This is a genomic window from Rhizobium viscosum, assembly GCF_014873945.1.
In the GTDB taxonomy this organism is placed as follows: domain Bacteria; phylum Pseudomonadota; class Alphaproteobacteria; order Rhizobiales; family Rhizobiaceae; genus Rhizobium; species Rhizobium viscosum.
Genome location: NZ_JADBEC010000002.1, coordinates 1,747,250 through 1,768,791, shown reverse-complemented (window position 1 = coordinate 1,768,791; position 21,542 = coordinate 1,747,250). Strand labels below are relative to the sequence as shown.

Genomic DNA, 21,542 nt, shown 5'->3' with positions numbered 1-21,542 from the left:
TGAACGTTCACGGCCAAGTGACGGATGTTATACGCATCGGTTGGCTGGCTGCCGAACTGGGCATCCCGGTCAGCCTCGGCAACACTTTCCTGGAGATCGGCGTTCACATGGCTGTCGCCCTGCCAGAGGTGGAATGGCTGGAATATTCCTTCCAGAACTTTGACCACCTGGTCGAAACGCCAATCGAGATCCGCAATGGCTTCGCCTACGCGCCGGACCGTTTGGGTCATGGCCTGGTGCTTTCGAAGGCAGCGCGGCACGAATGGGCGCGGCCAAACCGGCTGGAGTGGTCAAAGCTTGGCCCGGCACCGACAAACGACCGGCTTCCTCTTCTTCCGTAAGGATAAGTTCGCAATAGGCGAACAGCGACGACCGCAGCATTTCCTCCAGTTCGTCGCATAAGCCTCTTGTTCGCAGGAGCTGGACCTCGATCTGGATTGACCATCCGACAGGGAAATGCGGAGCTGCGCAATATCATCGAGGAGCATCCGCGCGTAATCGGTGATTTGGTGGCAGTCTTCGGAACTGTGGCGACGTCCCAGCTTTCCCAAAGCCCCCACAAGTTGCGGAAAATGGGAAAGCGTGATTCCCGTTATGTGAAAATTTTCCACAGCGCTTGCCGTTTGCACGCCGTAGAAAACGTAGCTGGCAGCGTGAGTTCACCAAGCAGATCTTGCTTGATACCGGCCAGCGGCGGGTTAGCCTATCGCAAAGCGAACCATCGCCATGAATATTTTCTCCCTTGTTCGAAGTCACCGGATTTAGATCAGCCGAGCGCGTGACCGGCCAATGCGTATATTTTCGGTGTGCCGGCGGGACGGCGTTCGCGTACTTCCGGCCATGGGCGTCCGCGTGACATGGTGGTGACGGTATCGAAAACGAGAAGGCCGCAATCGGAGAGGAAATCGGAGAAGGCTCCGCTTTTCTCACGTGTGTCCAGCCGTAGGAATTTGCCCGTGTGCTCCGCGATGTGCGGGCGACTGATGGCGATCGCATCAGCATCGCTGGCTGCCGACATGGGGCCGATGACGTACCCGCGGCCGAATCGCCGGCAGAAGGAGTAGGCTTCAATCTTTCCGTTGCGGATCAACCCTAAGCCGCTGGACGCGAGAAGAACTCGGCTCAGCAGCACGGTGCGATCCGCGCCGAAAGCCTCTTTGTCCAGAGCGGCGACCGCCGAGAGGTCCGACATGTCGAGCGCTCGGAGTTCGACGCTGGCCGGTATTTCCACTTCAGCGGGAGAAGACGCCTCGCCCTGACATTGGAAGACGACGGCTTCGGCGGTGAAGTCGAGGGAACGGTAAAGGCGTTTTGCCGCCCGCGTGGCATTAAGACCGAGATTGCATTCAGGAATCTGGGCCAGAATGTGTTCCATCAGCCATTGGCCGGCACCATTGGCCTGAAGGCGCGGCGAGGTGATGACCAACCCGATCGTGGCGAAATCCTCACCATGGGGAAACCACATGGCCGATCCCAGAACGCGCCCGACCTCATCCAGCGCCACCACACCCTTGCCGAGATCACGGGCAAATTGCCAATCATCGGCGCGGTGCGGCCAGCCGACGCCGATCGACAGGGCATGCAATTGTTCGAGATCGACAGTATTGATGTCGGCGATGCGCATCTCGAAGCTGTCAACCAGTCTCGATTTTCTAGCGGTCACGCGCTCCTCCAAAATGGATCCAGGAAAACGCCGTCGAATACTACCCGGCGCCTTCCCGATCAGACTATGGGAAAATTGCCAGCAGAAATCGCTGGTAAATCCCATGCCGGCGCAACAATCAACCAAATGTGCGATGCTTTCGGCATGTAAAACCTCGCCGGTTGTAAAAGATTCCAGTGGCGGTATCGCCATTCACCCAAGAGGTTTGGGAATGTTTCCTTCCGTCAGCGCTGCACGTCCTCCCAAGACTCTGGCGGCCGGTTTCGCAATCAACGCAGGCCTGCAATAGGATGCTCATGCAAGTAGTCGAGATCCTCCGCAAGCTCATCGACTTTCCCTCCATCGTCGGCACGCCCAATGGCGCGATCGTCTCTTGGATCGATGCCTATCTCCGCTCCTTCGCGGTCGAAGCTCATATTCTTCCGGGCCACGAAGGCGATCGGGCCAATCTCTTTGCGACTATCGGCCCTTCCGACAGGCCGGGCTACATCCTTTCCGGCCATATGGATGTCGTCCCCGCCAACGAAGCCGGCTGGAGCGCCGACCCCTTCGTGCTGAGAACCGAAGGAGAGCGACTTTACGGCCGCGGCACTTCCGACATGAAGGGATTTCTGGCTGCCGTCCTCGCCGCCGTGCCGACGCTGACGGCGAGCCCGCTTGCCCGCCCCGTCCATCTCGCCTTTTCCTATGATGAGGAGGCAGGCTGCCGTGGTGTGCCTCACCTGCTCGCCCGGCTGCCCGAACTCTGCGCGCCGCCGCTCGGCGCGATCATCGGGGAACCGAGCGGCATGCAGGCGATCCTCGCCCACAAGGGCAAGGCCGCCGCGCGCATCATCATCAAGGGCCGCTCCGGCCATTCCTCCCGGCCCGATCTCGGTCTCAACGCGGTGCATGCCATGGCGGACGTGCTGAATGCGGCAATTTCAACGGCGGAGGATCTGATGCAAGGGCCGTTCGACGGCGCATTCGAGCCTTCCTATTCCTCCCTGCAGGCCGGAACGATCAGCGGCGGCCAAGCCGTCAACATCATTCCCGAGGTCTGCACGCTGGAAGTGGAGGCACGCGCAATCTCCGGCATCGATCCCGTCTCTCCGCTTGCTCTCGTGCGCAACGCGGCGGAAGCCCAGAAGGCACGCGGTTTTGCCGTCGAATGGGAAATCCTCAGCGCCTATCCGGCTCTCTCGCTTGCGCCCACCGCACCGCTTGCCGGTCTCCTCCGGGAATTGACCGGCAAAGCGCCGCTCGCCGCCGTCAGCTACGGTACCGAAGCCGGCCTCTACCAGCGCGCGGGCGTGGATGCGATCATCTGCGGTCCTGGCGATATCGCCCGCGCCCACAAGCCCGATGAGTTCATTCTGACGAGCGAACTCGCCGCCTGCCAGGCGATGGTCGAGGCGCTTGCCGCCCGCTGCCGCGCCTGACTGCGGCAAGACTTAAAGGATCAACGCCGATGACCTTTCTCTTCAATTCCGATGCCCGCCGCGGCGCAATTTTCCAGGAGATCTTCGCGCGCGAACTGCCGGATCTGGATTTTTCGATGGACCCCGCGACCGTCGACCCCGAGGCGGTGCGCTACCTGATCACCTGGACGGTCCCGTCCGACCTCTCTCGTTACCGCAATCTCGAAGTGCTGTTTTCCATCGGCGCCGGAGTCGACCAGTTCCAGATCGCCGAGGTGCCGGATCACGTGAAGGTGGTGCGCATGGTCGAGGACGGTATCGTACGGATGATGCAGGAATATGTGACGCTTGCCGCGCTGGTGCTTCACCGCAACCTGCCCGCCTATATCGGCCAGCAGCGCGACCGGCTCTGGCAGGCTCTGCCGCAGCTACAGGCCTCGGAGCGCCGCATCGGCGTGCTCGGCCTCGGCGTGCTCGGTCGGGCCGTGCTCGAGCGGCTGAAGCCTTTCGGTTTTCCCCTGTCGGGCTGGAGCCGATCACACCATGAACTTGAAGGCGTGAGCTGCCACGCGGGAGATGCCGGCCTCGAGGCCATGCTTGCCGAGAGCGATATTCTGGTCTGCCTTCTGCCGCTCACCGATGAGACCCGCGGCTTTCTCAATGCCGATCTTTTCAGCCGCCTGCCGCAGGGCGCGGCGCTCGTTCATACCGGCCGCGGGCCGCAGCTCGATCATGAAGCCCTGATTGCGGCTTTGGACAGCGGCCATCTCTCCGGCGCGGTGATCGACGTCACCGATCCGGAACCGCTGCCGGCGGACCACGCCTTCTGGGGCCATCCGCGCATCTTGCTGACGCCCCATGTGGCGAGCGTCACTCAGCCCCAGACCGCCGCCCGCGCCGTTGCCGAAAACATCAAGCGGATGCGCGCCGGATCCGATCCGGTCGGCCTCATCGACCGCCGTCGCGGCTACTGACATGTCCAACCTCGAAAGGAAAACTCCATGCCACTTCTCAAGACCATCGATCCCAACCCTTCCTTTGCGCCGCGCGAAAACGTGCCGCTGCCCGAGCGGCTGATCTCCGGCGACCCTCAGTTCAAGACCTGGGCGCAGGATATTGCCCGCGGCGAGATGATCCATACCGGTGTCTGGGAAGCCACGCCCGGCGTCACGCGCTCGATCAAGGGCGAGACCTTCGAATTCTGCCACATCCTGTCTGGCGTCGTCGAACTGACGCCCGAAGGCGGCGATCCCGTGGTCTACGAGGCGGGGGACAGCTTCGTCATGAAGCCCGGTTTCGTCGGCGTTTGGAAGACCATCGAGACGGTCCGCAAGATCTACGTCACCGTCATGGCGTGAGAGGGCTTCCGCGTTCCGATGTCGCCATGCATCGGGACGCAAAACAATAAGCTGCCGGGCGGCGGCAGAACGGGTTTTTCCGCTGCCCTCCCCGCCATCATCGGATCAAGCTACTTCGGCCGTTCGGCTAGCCTCGTTTCAGTGATCCGAGGTATTGCCATGACCCTAAGTTTCGATCCCGACAGAATTTCCCTTCCCATCGGCCATCTCATTGGAGATCGCCTCATACCGGCCGAGGGCGTCATTCCCATGCGCCGCCCGTCCGACGGCAAGGCCTATGCCGATTGCCCTGTCGCCGGCGAGGACCTGGTCGACCATGCCGTTCAATCCGCAAAGGCCGCGCTGAAGGACAGCAACTGGGGCGGCATTCGCCCGCGTGAGCGCCTGAAGGTGCTGCATCGATGGGCCGATCTGATCGAGCAGGAAGCGCCCGAGCTCGCAAGGCTGGAGGCGCTGTCATCGACCCGTCCCGTCGGCCATCTGGTGGAAGGCGACATCGCGGTATCAGCCGAACAGATCCGCTTCTTCGCCGAGTTTGCCGACAAGGAAGGCAGCGATCTGGTGCCGACCGACGACGGCAATCTCGGCATGATCATGACCGAGCCCTATGGCGTGGTCGGCGCGATCACACCGTGGAATTTTCCGGTATCGATGGCGGCTTGGAAGCTCGGCCCGGCGCTCGCCGCCGGCAATGCCGTGGTTCTGAAGCCGTCCGAGATCACGCCCTTTTCGACCATCCGCCTTGCCGAACTCGCGCTTCGCGCCGGCCTGCCTGTCGGCCTGATCAATGTCGTACTGGGTGACGGCCCTGTCACCGGCACGGCGATTACTGGACATCCTGACATCAGCAAGGTCAGCTTCACCGGCTCGACGCGCGCGGGTTCGGCGATCATGGAAAACATCGCCCGCACCGGCATCAAGCCGATGACGCTGGAGCTTGGCGGCAAGAGCCCGCAGCTCGTTTTCGCCGATGCGGATCTCGGCAAGACGGCGGCTGCGATTGCCGCCGGCATCATGAGCAATGCCGGCCAGGCCTGCGTGGCCGGCTCCCGCCTCATCGTCGAGGAAACTGCGGCCGCCCCGCTCGTCGAGGCGATCGTCGCCCGCATGAAGATCGTGGCTGCCGCCCCGACCTGGGATGGCGCGGCGCAATATTCGCCGATCATTTCCGACAGGCAGCAGGATCGCATCCATTCGATCGTCTCGGCGGCTGTCGAAGCCGGCGGCGAATGCCTGGCCGGCGGCATGCCGATGGAGGGTCCCGGCTATTTCTACAGGCCGACCCTGATCGCCGGGATCGACCGGAACTCACCCGCCATCACCGAAGAGATTTTCGGTCCCGTGCTGACGCTCCAGACCTTCCGGGACGAGGAGGAGGCGCTTGCACTTGCCGACCATCCGACCTACGGCCTTGCCGCCGGGCTCTTCACCCGGGACCTTTCCCGGGCAATCCGGCTCACCCGCCGTCTGCAGGCCGGAACGGTCTGGGTCAACCGATACAACCGCTCGCGCGATCATATCCTGCCGACCGGCGGCTACAAGCAGTCGGGCATCGGCAAGGATCTCGGCCGCGAGGCCTATCACGCCAACCGCAAGAGCAAGAGCGTCTTGATCAGCCTTTGAGGAGGATATCGCCATGACAAACTATCGGATCGCTCTTATTCCCGGCGACGGCATCGGACGCGATGTCACCGCAGCCGCCTGGTCGGTGCTGCAGAAGGCAGCCGACAAGGCGGGCTTCATGCTTGACGGTAAGGAATTCCCCTGGTCCTGCGCCTTCTACAAAGAGACCGGCGCGATGATGCCGGCCGATGGCATCGAGACGCTGCGCGGTTTCGACGCCATTCTGCTCGGCGCAGTCGGCTGGCCGGCGGAGGTGCCGGATTCGGTATCGCTGCATGGCCTTTTGCTGCCGATCCGCAAGAGCTTCGTGCAATATGCCAATATCCGCCCGCATCGGCTGCTGCCCGGTGTGCAGGGTCCGCTGAGATCGGCAGGCTTCGATATCCTCTGCATCCGCGAAAACACCGAGGGCGAATATTCCGGCGCCGGCGGCCGCGTCCATCAGGGCACGGCGGACGAGGTCGCCGTCGAGACATCGATCTTCACCCGGACGGGCGTCGAACGCATCCTGCGCTTCGCATTCGAACAGGCGCGCGCCCGCCGCGGCAAGCTCGCCTCGGTGACGAAGTCGAACGCCCAGAAATTTTCGATGGTCTTCTGGGACGAGATCACCCGTAAGCTCGCCGATGAATATGCCGATGTCGAGGTCACGAGCTATCACATCGATGCCATGGCGGCGCGCATGGTGATGGCGCCGGAAAGCCTCGATGTGGTCGTCGCCTCCAATCTCTTCGGCGATATCCTGACCGACCTCGGCGCCGCTATCCAGGGCGGGCTCGGCTTTGCCGCCTCCGCCAATATCAATCCCGATCGCAGCGCGCCGTCGATGTTCGAACCCGTACATGGATCGGCGCCCGACATCGCCCATCTCGGCATCGCCAATCCGATCGCCGCCATCTGGTCCGGCGCCATGATGCTCGATCACCTCGGCGAGAGAGCCGCCGCCGGCGCCATCATCAAGGCGATCGAATGGACCACCGCCTGCGGCATCGGCACGATCCAGGGCAAGGACAGAACCGAGGCGATCACCGCCTCCATTCTCGCTCAGTTGTAACATCTTCATCGGGGATAGACAGATGCAGAACTTGAAGGAAACCGGCCTCTTCCGGCAACAGGCGCTCATCGGCGGAAAATGGATTGCCGCCGCATCCGGCAATAGCGTCGAGGTCACCGATCCGGCCACGCAAACGGTCATCGGCACGGTGCCCGACATGGGAGCCGCCGAAACGCGCGCCGCGATCGAAGCCGCCGAGGCGGCCTATGGTCCATGGAAGAAAAAGACCCATGCCGAGCGCGCCGCGCTGCTGGAAACCTGGCACGCGCTGATGATCGACCATATCGAGGATCTGGCGCTGATCCTGACCACGGAACAGGGCAAGCCGCTCGACGAGGCGCGCGGCGAGATCCGCTATGGCGCCTCCTTCGTCAAATGGTTTGCTGAGGAAGCCCGCCGAATCGGCGGCCACACGATCCCCTCGCCGACGGCGGACCGCCGTATTGTGGTGCTGAAGGAGCCGGTCGGCGTCTGCGGCATCATCACGCCCTGGAACTTTCCGAATGCGATGATCGCCCGCAAGGTGGCGCCCGCACTCGCCGCCGGCTGCACCGTCGTCATCAAGCCCTCGGAATTCACGCCGTTTTCGGCGCTCGCCATCGGCTGGCTTGCTGAAAAAGCCGGCATTCCGGCCGGCGTGATCAACATCGTCACCGGCATGCCGACCGGGATCGGCAACGAGATCATGGCCAACGAGGCGGTCCGCAAGATCTCCTTCACCGGCTCGACCCGCGTCGGCTCGCTGTTGATGCGGGGTGCCGCGGACAGCGTGAAGCGACTTTCCCTGGAACTCGGCGGCAACGCGCCGTTCATTGTCTTCGACGATGCAGATCTCGATGCCGCTGTCGAGGGCGCGATCGCCTCGAAATTCCGCAATGGCGGCCAGACCTGCGTCTGCGCCAACCGCATTCTCGTCCAGGCCGGCGTCTATGACGCCTTTGCCGAGAAGCTCGCGGCCCGTGTCGACAGGATGAAGGTCGGTCCGGGAACGGAAACAGGCGTGGCGATCGGGCCTATGATCAACGAGGCGGCGGTCGCCAAGATCAACCGCCACATCGATGATGCGCTGGCCAAAGGCGCGACGATCGTCACCAGAAGAGCGGAGCTGCCGGCCGGCCGGCAATATACAGCCCCCATGGTCCTGACCGGCGCGACCACCGAGATGCAGCTTGCCAGCGAGGAGACCTTCGGTCCCGTCGCGCCGCTCTTCCGCTTCGAGACCGAGGAAGAGGCGCTCGCCGCAGCCAACGGCACGCCCTACGGCCTTGCCGCCTATTTCTATACGGAAAGCCTCAAGCGCGCCTGGCGGGTCGGCGAAGCGCTCGAATTCGGCATGGTGGGCCTCAACACCGGCGCCATCTCGACCGAGGTCGCCCCCTTCGGCGGCGTCAAGCAGTCGGGGCTCGGCCGCGAAGGCGCGCAGGCCGGCATCGAGGAATATCTCGAAATGAAATCCTTCCACATCGGCGGCCTCGCCTGACCGGTTCCTGCCGATAAAACAGATAGAGGGGTTGCCAACACAACCCCTCTATCTGCCTGGGAGGAAAAAGATACAGCCGGCTTACTGAACCTTGTCGAGCATCTTGTAATAGAGTCCCACCAGCGGCAGGAACCACGGCTTGCCGAAATGACCGGGCACCGCCGGCCATTCCAGACCCTTCAATGGATTATGGTCCGGGCGGCCGAGGATCGCGTCGGCGATCATCATGCCGAGATGGGTTGAGAGCTGCGCCCCATGGCCGGAATAGCCCATCGCAAACCAGGCTCCGTCCTGATATCCGGCGCGGGGGTAGCGGTCCTTGGTCATGTCGACCAGCCCGCCCCAGCAATAATCGATCTCGACATCGGCAAGCTGCGGAAAGATGCGGCTGAGGCTCTCGCGCAGGATCGCGCCGCTTTTGGCATCGGAGCGCTGATCCGAGGCGGCGGAGAAGCGTGCCCTGCCCCCGAAGATCAGCCGGTTGTCGGGTGCCAGCCGCCAGTAATTGCCGATATTCATCGAGTTCACGCAGGTGCGGTTGCCGGGCATGGTCGCCGCGATCTCCGCTTGCGTCAGCGGCCGGGTTGCGATGATGAAGCTGCCGACCGGGATGATGCGGCGGCGGAAATAGCCGAAGTTGGGCGTCGTATAGGCGCCCGTTGCGATCAGCACCTGATCCGCCGTCACGACGCCCTTGGCGGTCTTCAGCACATGTCTGCCATCCGCCCGGCGATGGTCGGTGACAGCAGCGTTTTCAACGATGATCGCGCCATGGCGTCCGGCCGCTTCCGCCAGCCCGACGACATAGCGCCCCATATGCATCATGGCGCTTTTCTTCGACAGCATCGCGCCATGAAAGGTCGCGCCGACCTCGTTTTTCAGTTCGCTTGCCGACAGCAGGGCCGTCTCGGGATCCACTTCGGCGTGAACAGCCTCGAAATTGCGGGCGATCGCATCGAAATGCTGTGGCTTGGAGGCGAGCTTGAGTTTCCCGGCGCGGCGGAAATTGCAGTCGATCTCCTCCTCGGCGACGATCGCCTCGATCGTGTCGATCGAGGCGTCGAGTGCCTGGTAGAGCGCGATGGCGCGCTCCTTGCCGAGTTCGGCCTTGGCGCCGATGAAGCTGTGGGCAAGGCCGTTGTTGAGATGGCCGCCATTGCGCCCGGATGCTCCCCAGCCGACCCTCTCAGCCTCCAGCACGATGGCGCGCGCACCCGCCTTGGCGAGCTGGCGCGCCGCGGCAAGCCCCGTAAAGCCGGCGCCGATGACCGCGACGTCATAGTGACCTTCGACAGGCCCCTGCGCCGCATTGGCGAAAGCCGGAGCGGTATCGTGCCAGTAGGATTGAAGCTTCATCGCCTCGCGTCCTCAAAGCCCAACGACGCCGGGCAGACCCGAAATATCGGGAATCTCGACATAGCCGTAATAGGGGTTGGCAGGCTCGTGGCCACGATTGACCCAGACCTTGTTCTTGATCCCGAGATCATGGGCCGACATCAGGTCGTAGCGGAAGGACGAGGAGCAATGGAGGATGTCTTCGGGGCCGCAGCCCAGCATGTCGAACATGTATTCGAAGGCCTGGAAGCGCGGCTTGTAGGCATTGGCCTGCTCTGCGGTATAGACCGCATAGAACGGCGCTCCGAGTTTCTCTACGTTCGACATGATCTGCACGTTCATTGCGTTGGACAGGATTACCAGCGGAATTTCCTTGGCAACCTTCGAAAGACCGGCCGGGACGTCGGCATGCGGCCCCCAGGTCGGCACGCGCTCATAGACCATGCGCGCGGCTTCCTCGCGGAATATTATGCCGTTGCGCTTGCAGGCCCGTTCGAGAGAATTGTGCACCACTTCTTTATAGGGCTTCCAGTCGCCGAGGATTTCGTCGAGGCGATAGGCTGCGAAGTTCTTGATGAACTCCACCATGCGCGCCTCGTCGAGCTGTTCGCCATAGAGATCGCGGGCCGCTTCCGCCATTTGAAAGTTGGTCAGCGTGCCGTAGCAATCGAAGGTAATGTATTTCGGACGGAAGTGAGCCATGACGGTATCCTGAGCGTTTCCAGTTGTTTCGTCTGCCCTCATCATAGGCCGCGGTGCGGACGTCCGCTCGACTGAAATCCGGACCGGCAAAGCAGAATGTTTCGTATCCTGAGCCGGCTTTGGCAGAAGGTTGCGCATGGCCGCCGCCGCGGCTGTTCGTTTCGGCCGAGGGATTTGCGAAGCATGCGCGCCTGCCAGCATAAGATGCGGCGGAGCGTCCGACCAACGCTATAAGATACTGCCGGGATCGTGGCCTTCAGACAATCTGCCGGTCGATACTGCATCACACTTGCCGGCAAGAGATGAAGGACATCCCAATGCAGACAAGTCAGATCGACCTTGCGGCCTTCGGCCCCGAACACCTGGAAGCGGCGGTCTCCCTCTCCCGGCAGGCGGGCTGGCCGCACCGGCTGGAAGACTGGCAGATGGCGCTTGCTCTCAGCGAAGGTGTGGTTGCGATCGAAGCGGGCCGCGTCGTCGGAACAGCGCTGACGACCATGTACGCGGCCGACTGCGCCACCATCAACATGGTGATCGTCGACGCGGCGATGCGTGGACGCGGCGTCGGCCGCAGGCTGATGGATGCCGCATTGGAGACCGCCGGCAGCCGGCCTCTCCGCTTGGTCGCGACGAAAGAGGGGTTGCCGCTTTATGAAAAACTCGGCTTTGCGCAGACGGGCACGATCCTGCAGTATCAGGGCGTTGCGGGAGAGGTCGCTGCTTTGCCGGGAACGGAAGCCGCGACCGGCGCCGACATCGATGCAATCATCGAACTCGACCGTTGCGCCTTCGGCGCCGATCGCAGGCGATTGATCGCCTATCTCGCCAAAATCGGCGACGTCGCGGTAATGCGCCGCGGCGGTCGCATCTGCGGCTTTGCCGTGCTGCGCGCTTTCGGCCGCGGCGAAGTCATCGGTCCTGTCGTTGCCGGCGGCCTCGATGACGCCAAGGCTCTCGCCGCGCATTTCATCGCCCGCCGCCCCGGACGGTTTTTGCGTATCGACACGACTTCCGATACCGGGCTTGCCCCCTGGCTCGCCGCGCAAGGCCTCGCCCATGTCGGCGGCGGCATCGCCATGGCAAAGCCGCTAACCCCGCGCGCCGCCTATCCGGCCGCCGCCACTTTCGCACTCGTCAATCAGGCCCTCGGCTGAGGCAGGAGACGTTCATGTACAGAAATTCCCTCATCGAGCTCGACCGCGCTCATCTCGTTCATCCGGTTGCCTCTTATCGCGGCCATGAAGCGCAGGGCGTGCGGGTTCTCGCCTCCGCCAAGGGCGCGACGGTCACCGATGCTTACGGCCGCCAACTGATCGACGGCTTTGCCGGCCTCTGGTGCGTCAATGCCGGCTATGGTCACGAGTCGATCGTCGCGGCGGCGACGCGCCAGATGCGCGAACTGCCTTATGCGACGGCCTATTTCGGCTTGGGTTCGGAACCGGCCATCCGCCTTGCCGCCGAGCTTGCCGAGCGGGCGCCCGGAGATCTGAGCCACATCTATTTCACGCTCGGCGGCTCCGACGCCGTCGACAGCACGGTCCGCTTCATCCGCTACTACTGGAACGCGCGCGGAAAGCCGCAGCGCGACCAGTTCATCTCGATCGAGCAGGGCTATCACGGCTCCTCGACGGTCGGTGCGGGCCTGACCGCGCTGCCCGTCTTCCATGACGGCTTCGGCATTCCTTTCGACTGGCAGCATAAGATTCCGTCGCCCTATCCTTACCGCAATCCGGCCGGCGACGATCCGCAGGCGATCATCGCGGCATCGCTTGCCGCTTTGCGGGCCAAGGTCGAGGCGATCGGCGCGGATCGCGTCGCCGCATTCTATGCCGAGCCGATCCAGGGCTCCGGCGGCGTCATCGTTCCGCCGAACGGCTGGCTCAAGGCTATGCGCGACCTCTGCCGCGAGCTCGATATTCTCTTTGTCGCTGATGAGGTGATCACCGGCTTCGGCCGCACCGGACCGCTCTTTGCCTGCTCGCAGGAGGAGGTCGTTCCCGATTTCATGACGACAGCCAAGGGGCTGACATCGGGCTATGTGCCGATGGGTGCCGTCTTCATGGCCGACCATGTCTATCAGGTGATCGCCGAGGGCGCTGGCGCTTCGGCGATCGGTCACGGCTATACTTATTCCGCCCATCCGGTCAGCGCCGCCGTCGCCCTCGAGGTGCTGAAGCTCTACGAGAACGGCCTGCTGGAGAACGGTGTCAAGGCCGGCGCCCGGCTGATGGCGGGGCTCGAGGCGTTGAAGGACCATCCTCTGGTCGGCGATGTGCGCGGACGCGGCATGCTGGCGGCAATCGAACTCGTGACCGACAAGACGGCCCGCACGCCGCTTCCCGCCGAAGCGCAGCCCGCGCGGCGCATTTTCGACCGCGCCTGGGAGAACGGCCTGGTGATCCGCGCCTTCGCCAACGGCGTTATCGGCTATGCCCCGCCGCTCTGCTGCACCGATGCCGATATCGACGCGATCCTGGAACGGACCGCCAAGACGCTCGACCAGACATTGGAGGACCCCGACGTCAGGCGGGCGCTGAGGGATTGAACCTCGACCGAGGAAATACTGCGGGATGCCGATATTCAGAATTTTGTGCCGCATCACGGCGCCTATTCGGCGCAATCCGTGCCGAGAAGGTGCCAAACTCCAGATGAGCAGAAGCCAAGCGCCCCTTTAAAATAGGGGGCTCATCATAAGAAACCCGGGAAAACCGGGCTTGGGAACGAGATAGATTTTTGCGAAGCGGCCGCGGCTGAAGCGGCCTGCGCCCGACACTGGGGACACGACATGACGAAGTCTCTGCCTGAATTCAAATATATGAGTTTCGACGTCGTCGGGACCTTGATCGATTTCGAGAGCGGCCTGAAGTCCTGCCTCCAGGAGATCGCCGCCGAGGCGGGTGTGACTATCGACGGCGAGCAGGCGCTGACGCTTTATCGCGCCGCCCGCTACAACGAGGATGCTATCCTCTTCCCCGACGATCTCGTGCGCGTTTATCTCGTCATCGCGCCCGATCTCGGCCTGCCCGTCGAGAAGGTCTATGGCGAACGGCTGCGCGATTCCGCCAGGACATGGAAGGCATTTCCCGACAGCGCGGCGGCCATGGCGCGGCTTGCCCGCGACTACCGGCTGATCGCCATGACCAATGCCCGGAGCTGGGCCTTCGACCATTTCTCCGCCGAGCTCGGCAACCCGTTCCATGCCGTTTTCACGGCCGACGATACCGGAACGGAAAAGCCGGATCCGGCTTTCTTCGAGAGCGTCTTCGATTTCGTGGCCGGCGAAGGCGCATCCAAAAGTGATATTCTGCACGTGGCGCAGAGCCAATATCATGACATCGGCATCTCGCGCGCGCTCGGCATGACCAATTGCTGGATCGAGCGCCGCCATGCGCAGAAGGGATATGGCGGCACCATCGAGCCGGCCGAATTCACCGAGCCCGACTATCACTTCACCTCGATGGCCGGCCTCGCCGAAGCGGTGGCCGCTGCGCGAAATTGATCTCAAAGCAATGCAACCTCGGGCCAAGCTCGCAAAGACGGGCAGCCCCCAACCGGACGACAAAAGGGGAATGACATGAGCGATAAAATCAACAACTGGACCGCGTCGGACGACGCAATGATCGAAAACGCCATCCGCCGCGGCGCGACCCGTCGCGAACTTCTTCAACTGATGCTGGCCGGCGGCGTCGCCATGTCTGCGGGCGGCCTCATCCTCGGCCGCGCCTCGCAGGCGGTAGCGGCCACGCCCGTTGCCGGCGGCGCCCTCAAGGCGGCCGGCTGGTCGTCCTCGACGGCCGACACGCTCGACCCGGCGAAAGCTTCGCTTTCGACCGACTATGTGCGCTGCTGCGCATTCTACAATCGCCTCACCTATATCCAGTCCGATGGCACGCCGCGAATGGAGCTCGCCGAGTCGGTCGAAAGCAAGGACGCAAAGGTCTGGACGATCAAGCTGCGCAGCGGCGTCACCTTCCACGACGGCAAGCCGCTTACGGCCGACGACGTCGTCTTCTCGATGAAGCGTCATCTCGACCCGGCGGTCGGCTCAAAGGTCGCCAAGATCGCCAAGCAGATGACCGGTTTCAAGGCCGTCGACAAATTGACGGTCGAGATCACGCTGGAAAACGCGAATGCCGACCTGCCGATGATCCTCGGCATGCACCATTTCATGATCGTCGCCGACGGCACGACCGACTTCTCCAAGGGCAACGGTACCGGCGCTTTCGTCCGCGAGGTCTTCGAGCCCGGTGTTCGCTCGGTCGGCCTGAAGAACAAGAATTATTGGAAGCCTAACCATCCGAACGTTGACTCGTTCGAATTCTTCGCGATCGCCGAGGACAACGCCCGCGTCAATGCATTGCTCTCGGGCGACATCCATCTCGCCGCCGCCATCAATCCACGCTCCGTGCGCCTCGTGGATGGCAAGGAAGGATTCTTCCTCAATAAGACGACCGCCGGCAATTACACGAACCTGAATATCCGCCTGGACACAGCGCCCGGCGACAAGAGGGGCTTCGTGGAAGGTATGAAGTATCTGATCAATCGCGAGCAGATTCAAAAATCGGCCTTGCGCGGGCTTGCCGAGATCGGAAATGATCAGCCGATCTCACCGTCCAACTTCTATTACAATGCAGACCTGAAACCGAAAGCGTTCGATCCCGAAAAAGCAAAGTTCCTCTTCGAGAAAGCCGGCCTTCTCGGTCAGTCGATCCCGGTGATCGCGTCCGATGCAGCGAATTCGGCAATCGACATGGCCATGATTGTCCAGGCCGCCGGCGCAGAAATCGGCATGAAGTTCGACGTGCAGCGTGTACCGTCCGACGGCTATTGGGACAACTACTGGCTCAAGGCGCCAATCCATTTCGGCAATATCAATCCGCGGCCGACACCTGACATCCTGTTCTCGCTCCTCTATGCATCCGATGCGCCATGGAACGAGAGCCAATACAAGTCGGAAAAATTCGACCGGATGCTGCTCGAAGCGCGCGGCTCGCTCGACCAGGCCAAGCGCCGCGAGATCTACAACGAGATGCAGGTCATGGTGTCGGAAGAAGCCGGCACCATCATTCCGGCTTACCTCTCCAACGTCGATGCGGTGTCCTCCAAGATCAAGGGACTCGAGACCAACCCGCTCGGCGGCATGATGGGCTACTCCTTCCCGGAATATATCTGGCTGGAAGGCTGATCGGCACATGCCGGGGGCGACAAGCCCCCGGTCGTCCGCCTGTTTTCGTGATATACTGTCAGCCAACGGCCGACGGGAGGTCTGCATATGAAGAATCACGTCCTGTCTCTTATTGCCAGTCGACTGTTCATCTCCGCAGTCACGCTTCTGATCGTCTCCTTCGCGGTGTTTTTCGCAACGACGATGCTTCCCGGTGACACGGCGTCGATCCTGCTCGGGCAGGCCGCGACACCGGAGGCGGTCGAGGGGCTACGCAAGGCCATGCATCTCGACGAGCCGGCCTTCCTGCGTTTCGTCTACTGGATGACGGGACTGCTGTCCGGCGACCTCGGCACCTCTTACGCCAACGACATGCCAATCGCCGACTTGATCGGAGGGCGTTTCGTGAACTCTATGAAACTCGCCGGCATAACCGCCTTGTTCGCGGTTCCGATCGCGCTGACGCTCGGCATCACGGCCGCCATGATGCGTGGCTCGCTCTATGATCGGACGGTCACCGTGCTTACGATTGGCGTGATCTCCGTGCCCGAATTCATGATTGCAACATCGGCGGTCCTGTTCTTTGCGGTCTATCTGCAGTGGCTCCCGGCAATTTCCCTTACGAATGAAGCGAAAACCTTCACCGATATGCTGCGGGTCTATGCGATGCCGGTGATTACACTGACTTTCGGTGTATCGGCGCAGATGATCCGGATGACGCGAGCTGCCGTGGTTGAAACCTTGAACACGCCCTATGCCGAAATGGCGTTGCTGAAAGGCGCCTCCCGCAGTCGCATTGTTTTGAAACATGCATTGCCGAACGCCCTTGGTCCGATCGTCAATGCGATCGCGCTTTCGCTATCCTATCTGCTGGGCGGGGTCATCATCGTCGAGACTATCTTCAACTATCCCGGCATTGCCAAACTGATGGTGGATGCGGTGGCCACGCGCGACCTGCCGCTCATTCAGACCTGCGCTATGATCTTCTGCGTCGGCTACCTCATCCTCATCACGCTCGCCGATATCATTGCCATTCTTTCCAATCCGAGGCTGCGATGACATCCCATATCGAACAGCGGCCCGCCATGACGCGCCGGCTCGGCTACCGCTTCAACCTGGTCGGCTTCGTGGGCCTTGCCGTCATCCTCTTCTGGGCCTTTATCGCGATCTTCGCGCATTTGCTCGTCCCCTACCCCGTGGGCGAAATCGTTGATTACGATTATTTCGGTCCGATATCCCAGCAGTTCTGGATGGGATCGGACTATCTCGGCCGCGATGTCTTCTCGCGTATCCTCATGGGCGCGCGTTATACGGTCGGCATCTCGCTTGCGGCCGTGACGATCGCCTGCTTCAGCGGCGTCGTGCTCGGCATGATCGCGGCCGTTGCCGGAGGCTGGCTCGATACGCTGCTCTCCCGCTTTCTCGATGCCTTGAATTCCATCCCGAGCAAGCTCTTCGGCCTAGTCGTGGTCGCAGCCGTCGGGTCGTCGATCCCGGTGCTGATCCTGACGCTTTCGGTGATTTATATTCCCGGCTCCTACCGTTTCGCGCGGGCGCTCGCCGTCAACGTCAATTCCATGGACTTCATCACCGTCGCCCGCATCCGCGGCGAAAGCACCCTTTATCTGATCCGCTCGGAAATCCTGCCGAATATCGTCGGTCCCGTGCTTGCCGATCTCGGACTCCGCTTCGTCTTCATCGTTCTCCTGCTCTCCGGCCTTTCCTTCCTCGGGCTCGGCGTGCAGCCACCCTATGCGGACTGGGGCGCGCTCGTGCGTGAAAACATCGGCGGCCTGCCTTTCGGGGCTCCCGCCGTCATGTTCCCATCGCTTGCGATCGCCAGCCTCACGATCAGCGTGAACCTGTTGATCGACAACCTGCCGCAGAAAATCCGCGATCGGAGCGAGTGATGACCAATCTCGTCGAAATCCGCGACCTCAGGGTCGAAGCCACCACCGATTCCGGCCGGCGCGTCGAAATCATCCGGGGCGTCAGCCTCGACATATCAGAAGGCGAGATCGTTGCGCTGATTGGCGAAAGCGGCTCGGGCAAGACGACGATCGCGCTCACCCTGATGGGACATTCGCGGCCGGGCTGTCGCATTTCGGGCGGCAGCGTCTCCCTTGCCGGCAAGGACATGGTCAAGCTCCGCGAAAAGCAGCGCGCCAGGCTGCGTGGCACTGAAGTGGCCTATGTGCCGCAATCGGCCGCCGCCGCCTTCAATCCCGCCATATCGATCATGGATCAGGTGATCGAAGTCACCCGCATCCACGGGCTGATGTCCGCCGAGGAGGCAAGAAGCCGCGCGGTCGAGCTTTTCCGGGCGCTTTCGCTGCCCGAGCCCGAGATCATCGGCAGCCGCTACCCCCACCAGGTCTCCGGCGGCCAGCTGCAGCGCCTGTCGGCGGCGATGGCGCTGATCGGCGACCCGAAGCTGATGATCTTCGACGAGCCGACGACGGCGCTCGACGTGACGACCCAGATCGAAGTGCTGCGCGCCTTCAAGTCGGCGATGAAGACGGGCGGCATATCAGGCGTCTACGTCTCGCATGACCTTGCAGTCGTCGCCCAGATCGCCGACCGGATCGTCGTGCTGAAGGGCGGCGAGGTCCAGGAGACGGGGACGACCGAAGAAATCCTGACCGCGGCGAAACATCCCTATACGCGCGAGCTCTTGGCCGCCTTCGAGCCGAAGGCGCGCAATGCGGAGGCCGATATAGAGGCCGTGCCGGCGCCGCTGCTGGCCATCCAGGACGTCGTTGCCGGTTACGGCCAGCGCCAGGCCGATGGCCTCCCTCTGGTGCGCGCCGTCCAGAATGTCAGCCTAAAGGTTGAGAAGGGGCGCAACCTCGGCATTATCGGTGAATCCGGCTGCGGCAAGTCGACTCTTGCCCGCACCATCGCCGGCATCCTGCCGGCCGCCTTCGGCAAGATCGTCTTCGACGGCAAGGAGCTCGGCCACAGCGCCCGCGAGCGCTCGCGCGACCAGCTACGCGAGATGCAGATCGTCTTCCAATATGCCGATACGGCGCTCAATCCGGCAAAATCGGTCGAGGATATCCTCGACCGGCCGCTCGTCTTCTACCACGGCATGCCGGCCAAGGCGCGCAGCGCCCGCATCGACGAATTGATGGACATGGTCCGCCTGCCGCGCAGCCTGCGCCATCGCCGGCCGGGAGAGCTTTCCGGCGGGCAGAAGCAGCGCGTGAATTTCGCCCGCGCACTTGCCGCCGATCCGAAGCTCATCCTCTGCGACGAGATCACCTCGGCGCTCGATACGGTGGTCGCAGCCGCGGTGATCGATCTCCTCAAGGAGTTGCAGCGGGAACTCGGCCTTTCCTACATCTTCATCAGCCACGACCTCTCCGTCGTCGAGGCGATCTGCGACGAAATCGTCGTGATGTATGGCGGCAAGAAGGTCGAGGAAATCACGCCCGAGAAGATCAAGGCGGCAAAGCATCCCTACTCCCAGCTGCTCTTCTCCTCGGTGCCGAAGCTCGATCCCGCCTGGCTCGATGGGCTGACACAGGATCCGGAACTGGTGCGCGCCTATAGCAGGAGTTAGCAGACAGGCCCTCTGAACGCTGCGCTGCAGCCTGTTTCTACAGCGGAAACAGGCTCGTCAGCGGCATATGCGCCCTGACGATCGGCGACTTCAGCACGACGAAGCTGAAATATTTATCGATCCCGACATCCATATCCGTGAGCCGCTCCATGATCGTCTGGTATTCGCCGATCCCTGACGTCACGAATTTGACGAGGTAATCGTAGCCGCCGGAAACGAGATGGCATTCGATGACCTGCTCGACCTTGTCGATCGCTGCCAGGAAGCGGGCGAAATCGATCTGCCGGTGGTTTTTCAGGGTGATCTCGGTAAAGACCGTCAAGGTCTGGCCAAGCTTGCCGACATTGATCTGAGCCGAGTAGCCTTCGATATAGCCCTCTGCCTGCAGCTTTTTCACGCGCATCAGGCACGGGCTCGGAGAGAGCGCCACGAGATCGGCCAATTCCACATTGGTGATACGACCGTTCTTCTGCAATTCGTGGAGGATCTTGACGTCGATTCGATCGAGTTTCACGAAGCACCTTTTCGGGTTGCGGCCGTCAGAAGGCGGCAGATTATGCTGCCGCCTTCCCTTGATTAACCGTAACACATTGCCCTTGTCTGTCTATTTGGTTTTGAGCGTGCCCGCGAAGCACAACTGTCTGCGCATTTCCGGCATGACGGCATGTTCTGCTGCAGGCCGGTCGAACTCCAGCAGCGCCGTATCCGCAAAGCCCGCTAGATTATCAGTAACCGGAGACCGCCTCATGCCAGCACCCCTGCAATACGTTGAGTCATCCCTTGCACTTCCCGCGGCCGCCGATGCCGTGGTGATCGGCGGCGGCATTGTCGGCGTGTTTGCGGCCTATTACCTTGCCCGCCGCGGAATGAAAGTCGCCCTCGTTGAGAAGGGACGGATCGGCGCCGAACAGTCGAGTCGCAATTGGGGTTGGTGCCGCCAGCAGAACCGGGACGCCCGCGAATTGCCGATTGCGACAAAGAGCCTCGATCTTTGGGACCGTTTCGCCGCCGAGAGCGGCGAGGACACCGGTTTCCGCCGCTGCGGGCTGCTCTACCTCGGCAATAGCGAAGAGGAACTGGCCGGCTGGGCACGCTGGCGCGATTTCGCCCGGACCGTCGGCGTCACCACCCATATGCTCGACAGCGCCCAGGCGACCGAGCGCGGCCGCGCAACCGGCAAGCCATGGAAGGGAGGCGTCTTTTCGCCGACTGATGGCACCGCAGATCCGGCGAGTGCAGCACCCGCGGTCGCGCGTGCGATCCTCAAGCTTGGCGGCACCGTGCACCAGTCTTGCGCCGCCCGCGGCATAGAGACAGAAGGCGGTCGCCTTTCCAGTGTCGTCACCGAGCATGGGACGATCCGCACGACGACGGCGATCCTTGCCGGCGGTGCCTGGGCCTCCTCCTTCTGCCGCCAGCTCGGCATCCGCTTTCCGCAGGTCGCTATCCGCTCGTCGATCCTTGCCGTCTCGCCGGGCGCCATCGGCCTTCCGGATGCGCTGCATACGGCCGCCGTTTCGGTGACGCGCCGCGCCGACGGCGGCTATACACTCGCCATCAGCGGCCGCGGCCGCGTCGACCCGACGCCGCAACAACTCAGGTTCTCGCCGCAATTTCTGCCGATGTTCGTCAAACGCTGGCGCAGCCTAGCCCCAGGCGGGCTTGAGGGCTTCCGCTCCGGCCATGAGACCTTGGCCCGCTGGCGACTGGACGCCCCCACGCCGATGGAGCGCATGCGCATCCTTGATCCCGCGGTCGATAAAGCCACCATTCGCCTCACCCATTTGCGCGCACTCGACCTCCTGCCTCCCCTGCAGAACACCAGCATCGCTGCCGCATGGGCGGGCTATATCGACAGCACGCCGGACGGGGTCCCGGGGATCGGCGAAATCGCCGCCGTACCGGGTTTCATCCTCGCCGCCGGCTTCAGCGGGCACGGCTTCGGTATCGGTCCGGGCGCCGGCCACTTGATCGCAGACATCGTGAGCGGTAACGAGCCGATCGTCGATCCCCGCCCCTACCATCCGGATCGCTTCCGAAAATCTGCCTGGGGTAAAGTCGCTGACTTTTAGATGAGGTCCCCGCATGCGGACCAATCTGAGCAAGCAGCTCCTCCGATTTTTCTCGCCGGAGCTCGGACAGACGCCCGCCGCAACTCTCTGCCAACGCTCCCATGCGATACAAAACAATCTGCTTCA

The 21,542-nt window shown here is 62.6% G+C and carries 19 protein-coding genes; 15 read left to right on the top strand and 4 right to left on the bottom strand.

Annotated elements, in window-relative coordinates:
• Window positions 1-17 precede the first annotated feature (17 nt).
• Window positions 18-341, top strand: coding sequence for an enolase C-terminal domain-like protein (locus H4W29_RS29000; protein WP_312872439.1), 324 nt, complete (start codon window positions 18-20; stop codon window positions 339-341).
• Between the two features lie 425 nt (window positions 342-766).
• On the opposite strand, the gene H4W29_RS28995 is transcribed toward H4W29_RS29000, so the two are convergent.
• On the bottom strand, window positions 767-1,624 hold the full coding sequence (locus H4W29_RS28995) for a GNAT family N-acetyltransferase (protein ID WP_246517600.1): 858 nt from the start codon (window positions 1,622-1,624) through the stop codon (window positions 767-769).
• 335 nt (window positions 1,625-1,959) lie between these two features.
• Here H4W29_RS28995 and argE point away from each other — a divergent pair, with 335 nt between their 5' ends.
• The 6 genes from argE to H4W29_RS28965 all read left to right on the top strand — a co-directional run bounded on the left by argE (window position 1,960) and on the right by H4W29_RS28965 (window position 8,578).
• On the top strand, window positions 1,960-3,084 hold the full coding sequence (gene argE, locus H4W29_RS28990) for an acetylornithine deacetylase (protein ID WP_192732225.1): 1,125 nt from the start codon (window positions 1,960-1,962) through the stop codon (window positions 3,082-3,084).
• A gap of 29 nt (window positions 3,085-3,113) precedes the next feature.
• Window positions 3,114-4,037 (top strand): 2-hydroxyacid dehydrogenase, encoded by a 924-nt coding sequence (locus H4W29_RS28985; RefSeq protein WP_192732224.1) that lies wholly within the window; start codon window positions 3,114-3,116, stop codon window positions 4,035-4,037.
• A gap of 27 nt (window positions 4,038-4,064) precedes the next feature.
• Window positions 4,065-4,421 (top strand): cupin domain-containing protein, encoded by a 357-nt coding sequence (locus H4W29_RS28980; RefSeq protein ID WP_183800654.1) that lies wholly within the window; start codon window positions 4,065-4,067, stop codon window positions 4,419-4,421.
• A gap of 159 nt (window positions 4,422-4,580) precedes the next feature.
• Window positions 4,581-6,044, top strand: a complete 1,464-nt coding sequence (locus H4W29_RS28975; RefSeq protein ID WP_192732223.1) for an aldehyde dehydrogenase family protein — start codon at window positions 4,581-4,583, stop codon at window positions 6,042-6,044.
• Window positions 6,045-6,057: 13 nt separating this feature from the next.
• Window positions 6,058-7,098, top strand: coding sequence for a tartrate dehydrogenase (locus H4W29_RS28970; RefSeq protein ID WP_192732222.1), 1,041 nt, complete (start codon window positions 6,058-6,060; stop codon window positions 7,096-7,098).
• Window positions 7,099-7,120: 22 nt separating this feature from the next.
• Window positions 7,121-8,578 (top strand): NAD-dependent succinate-semialdehyde dehydrogenase, encoded by a 1,458-nt coding sequence (locus H4W29_RS28965; RefSeq protein ID WP_192732221.1) that lies wholly within the window; start codon window positions 7,121-7,123, stop codon window positions 8,576-8,578.
• 81 nt (window positions 8,579-8,659) lie between these two features.
• Here H4W29_RS28965 and H4W29_RS28960 read toward each other — a convergent pair whose 3' ends face one another.
• On the bottom strand, window positions 8,660-9,934 hold the full coding sequence (locus H4W29_RS28960; RefSeq protein ID WP_192732220.1) for an NAD(P)/FAD-dependent oxidoreductase: 1,275 nt from the start codon (window positions 9,932-9,934) through the stop codon (window positions 8,660-8,662).
• Window positions 9,935-9,946: 12 nt separating this feature from the next.
• The gene (locus H4W29_RS28955; RefSeq protein ID WP_192732219.1) at window positions 9,947-10,615 is read right to left on the bottom strand and encodes a haloacid dehalogenase type II; all 669 of its coding nucleotides are present in this window, start codon (window positions 10,613-10,615) and stop codon (window positions 9,947-9,949) included.
• A gap of 317 nt (window positions 10,616-10,932) precedes the next feature.
• Here H4W29_RS28955 and H4W29_RS28950 point away from each other — a divergent pair, with 317 nt between their 5' ends.
• The 7 genes from H4W29_RS28950 (at window position 10,933) to H4W29_RS28920 (ending at window position 19,344) form a co-directional block, all read left to right on the top strand.
• Window positions 10,933-11,769, top strand: coding sequence for a GNAT family N-acetyltransferase (locus H4W29_RS28950; protein WP_192732218.1), 837 nt, complete (start codon window positions 10,933-10,935; stop codon window positions 11,767-11,769).
• 14 nt (window positions 11,770-11,783) lie between these two features.
• Window positions 11,784-13,160 carry an aspartate aminotransferase family protein gene (locus tag H4W29_RS28945; protein WP_192732217.1) on the top strand — a complete coding sequence of 459 codons (1,377 nt, stop codon included), beginning with the start codon at window positions 11,784-11,786 and terminating at the stop codon, window positions 13,158-13,160.
• 240 nt (window positions 13,161-13,400) lie between these two features.
• Complete coding sequence (locus H4W29_RS28940; RefSeq protein ID WP_192732216.1) at window positions 13,401-14,114, top strand: HAD-IA family hydrolase; 714 nt, start codon at window positions 13,401-13,403, stop codon at window positions 14,112-14,114.
• A 75-nt stretch (window positions 14,115-14,189) separates the two neighbouring features.
• Window positions 14,190-15,800 carry an ABC transporter substrate-binding protein gene (locus H4W29_RS28935; RefSeq protein ID WP_192732215.1) on the top strand — a complete coding sequence of 537 codons (1,611 nt, stop codon included), beginning with the start codon at window positions 14,190-14,192 and terminating at the stop codon, window positions 15,798-15,800.
• An 87-nt stretch (window positions 15,801-15,887) separates the two neighbouring features.
• Window positions 15,888-16,838 carry an ABC transporter permease gene (locus tag H4W29_RS28930; RefSeq protein WP_192732214.1) on the top strand — a complete coding sequence of 317 codons (951 nt, stop codon included), beginning with the start codon at window positions 15,888-15,890 and terminating at the stop codon, window positions 16,836-16,838.
• A complete protein-coding gene (locus tag H4W29_RS28925) occupies window positions 16,835-17,689 on the top strand; it encodes an ABC transporter permease (protein WP_192732213.1) in 855 nt (284 codons plus the stop codon). Before H4W29_RS28930 ends, H4W29_RS28925 begins: the two co-directional genes overlap by 4 nt.
• On the top strand, window positions 17,689-19,344 hold the full coding sequence (locus H4W29_RS28920; protein WP_192732212.1) for an ABC transporter ATP-binding protein: 1,656 nt from the start codon (window positions 17,689-17,691) through the stop codon (window positions 19,342-19,344). The genes H4W29_RS28925 and H4W29_RS28920 overlap by 1 nt, the downstream gene beginning before the upstream one ends.
• Window positions 19,345-19,381: 37 nt before the next feature.
• On the opposite strand, the gene H4W29_RS28915 is transcribed toward H4W29_RS28920, so the two are convergent.
• Window positions 19,382-19,858, bottom strand: coding sequence for an Lrp/AsnC family transcriptional regulator (locus H4W29_RS28915; RefSeq protein ID WP_183726782.1), 477 nt, complete (start codon window positions 19,856-19,858; stop codon window positions 19,382-19,384).
• Window positions 19,859-20,090: 232 nt separating this feature from the next.
• On the opposite strand from H4W29_RS28915, the gene H4W29_RS28910 reads away from it, so the two are divergent.
• A complete protein-coding gene (locus H4W29_RS28910) occupies window positions 20,091-21,416 on the top strand; it encodes an NAD(P)/FAD-dependent oxidoreductase (RefSeq protein WP_192732211.1) in 1,326 nt (441 codons plus the stop codon).
• Window positions 21,417-21,542: the final 126 nt, after the last annotated feature.

Coding starts and splice junctions, on each gene's coding strand:
- H4W29_RS28995 (WP_246517600.1), bottom strand. CDS start 1,624: ATGCGCATCGCCGACATCAATACTGTCGATCTCGAACAATTGCATGCC.
- H4W29_RS28950 (WP_192732218.1), top strand. CDS start 10,933: ATGCAGACAAGTCAGATCGACCTTGCGGCCTTCGGCCCCGAACACCTG.
- argE (WP_192732225.1), top strand. CDS start 1,960: ATGCAAGTAGTCGAGATCCTCCGCAAGCTCATCGACTTTCCCTCCATC.
- H4W29_RS28935 (WP_192732215.1), top strand. CDS start 14,190: ATGAGCGATAAAATCAACAACTGGACCGCGTCGGACGACGCAATGATC.
- H4W29_RS28930 (WP_192732214.1), top strand. CDS start 15,888: ATGAAGAATCACGTCCTGTCTCTTATTGCCAGTCGACTGTTCATCTCC.
- H4W29_RS28960 (WP_192732220.1), bottom strand. CDS start 9,934: ATGAAGCTTCAATCCTACTGGCACGATACCGCTCCGGCTTTCGCCAAT.
- H4W29_RS28975 (WP_192732223.1), top strand. CDS start 4,581: ATGACCCTAAGTTTCGATCCCGACAGAATTTCCCTTCCCATCGGCCAT.
- H4W29_RS28945 (WP_192732217.1), top strand. CDS start 11,784: ATGTACAGAAATTCCCTCATCGAGCTCGACCGCGCTCATCTCGTTCAT.
- H4W29_RS28970 (WP_192732222.1), top strand. CDS start 6,058: ATGACAAACTATCGGATCGCTCTTATTCCCGGCGACGGCATCGGACGC.
- H4W29_RS28925 (WP_192732213.1), top strand. CDS start 16,835: ATGACATCCCATATCGAACAGCGGCCCGCCATGACGCGCCGGCTCGGC.
- H4W29_RS28920 (WP_192732212.1), top strand. CDS start 17,689: ATGACCAATCTCGTCGAAATCCGCGACCTCAGGGTCGAAGCCACCACC.
- H4W29_RS28985 (WP_192732224.1), top strand. CDS start 3,114: ATGACCTTTCTCTTCAATTCCGATGCCCGCCGCGGCGCAATTTTCCAG.
- H4W29_RS28955 (WP_192732219.1), bottom strand. CDS start 10,615: ATGGCTCACTTCCGTCCGAAATACATTACCTTCGATTGCTACGGCACG.
- H4W29_RS28980 (WP_183800654.1), top strand. CDS start 4,065: ATGCCACTTCTCAAGACCATCGATCCCAACCCTTCCTTTGCGCCGCGC.
- H4W29_RS28965 (WP_192732221.1), top strand. CDS start 7,121: ATGCAGAACTTGAAGGAAACCGGCCTCTTCCGGCAACAGGCGCTCATC.
- H4W29_RS28910 (WP_192732211.1), top strand. CDS start 20,091: ATGCCAGCACCCCTGCAATACGTTGAGTCATCCCTTGCACTTCCCGCG.
- H4W29_RS28940 (WP_192732216.1), top strand. CDS start 13,401: ATGACGAAGTCTCTGCCTGAATTCAAATATATGAGTTTCGACGTCGTC.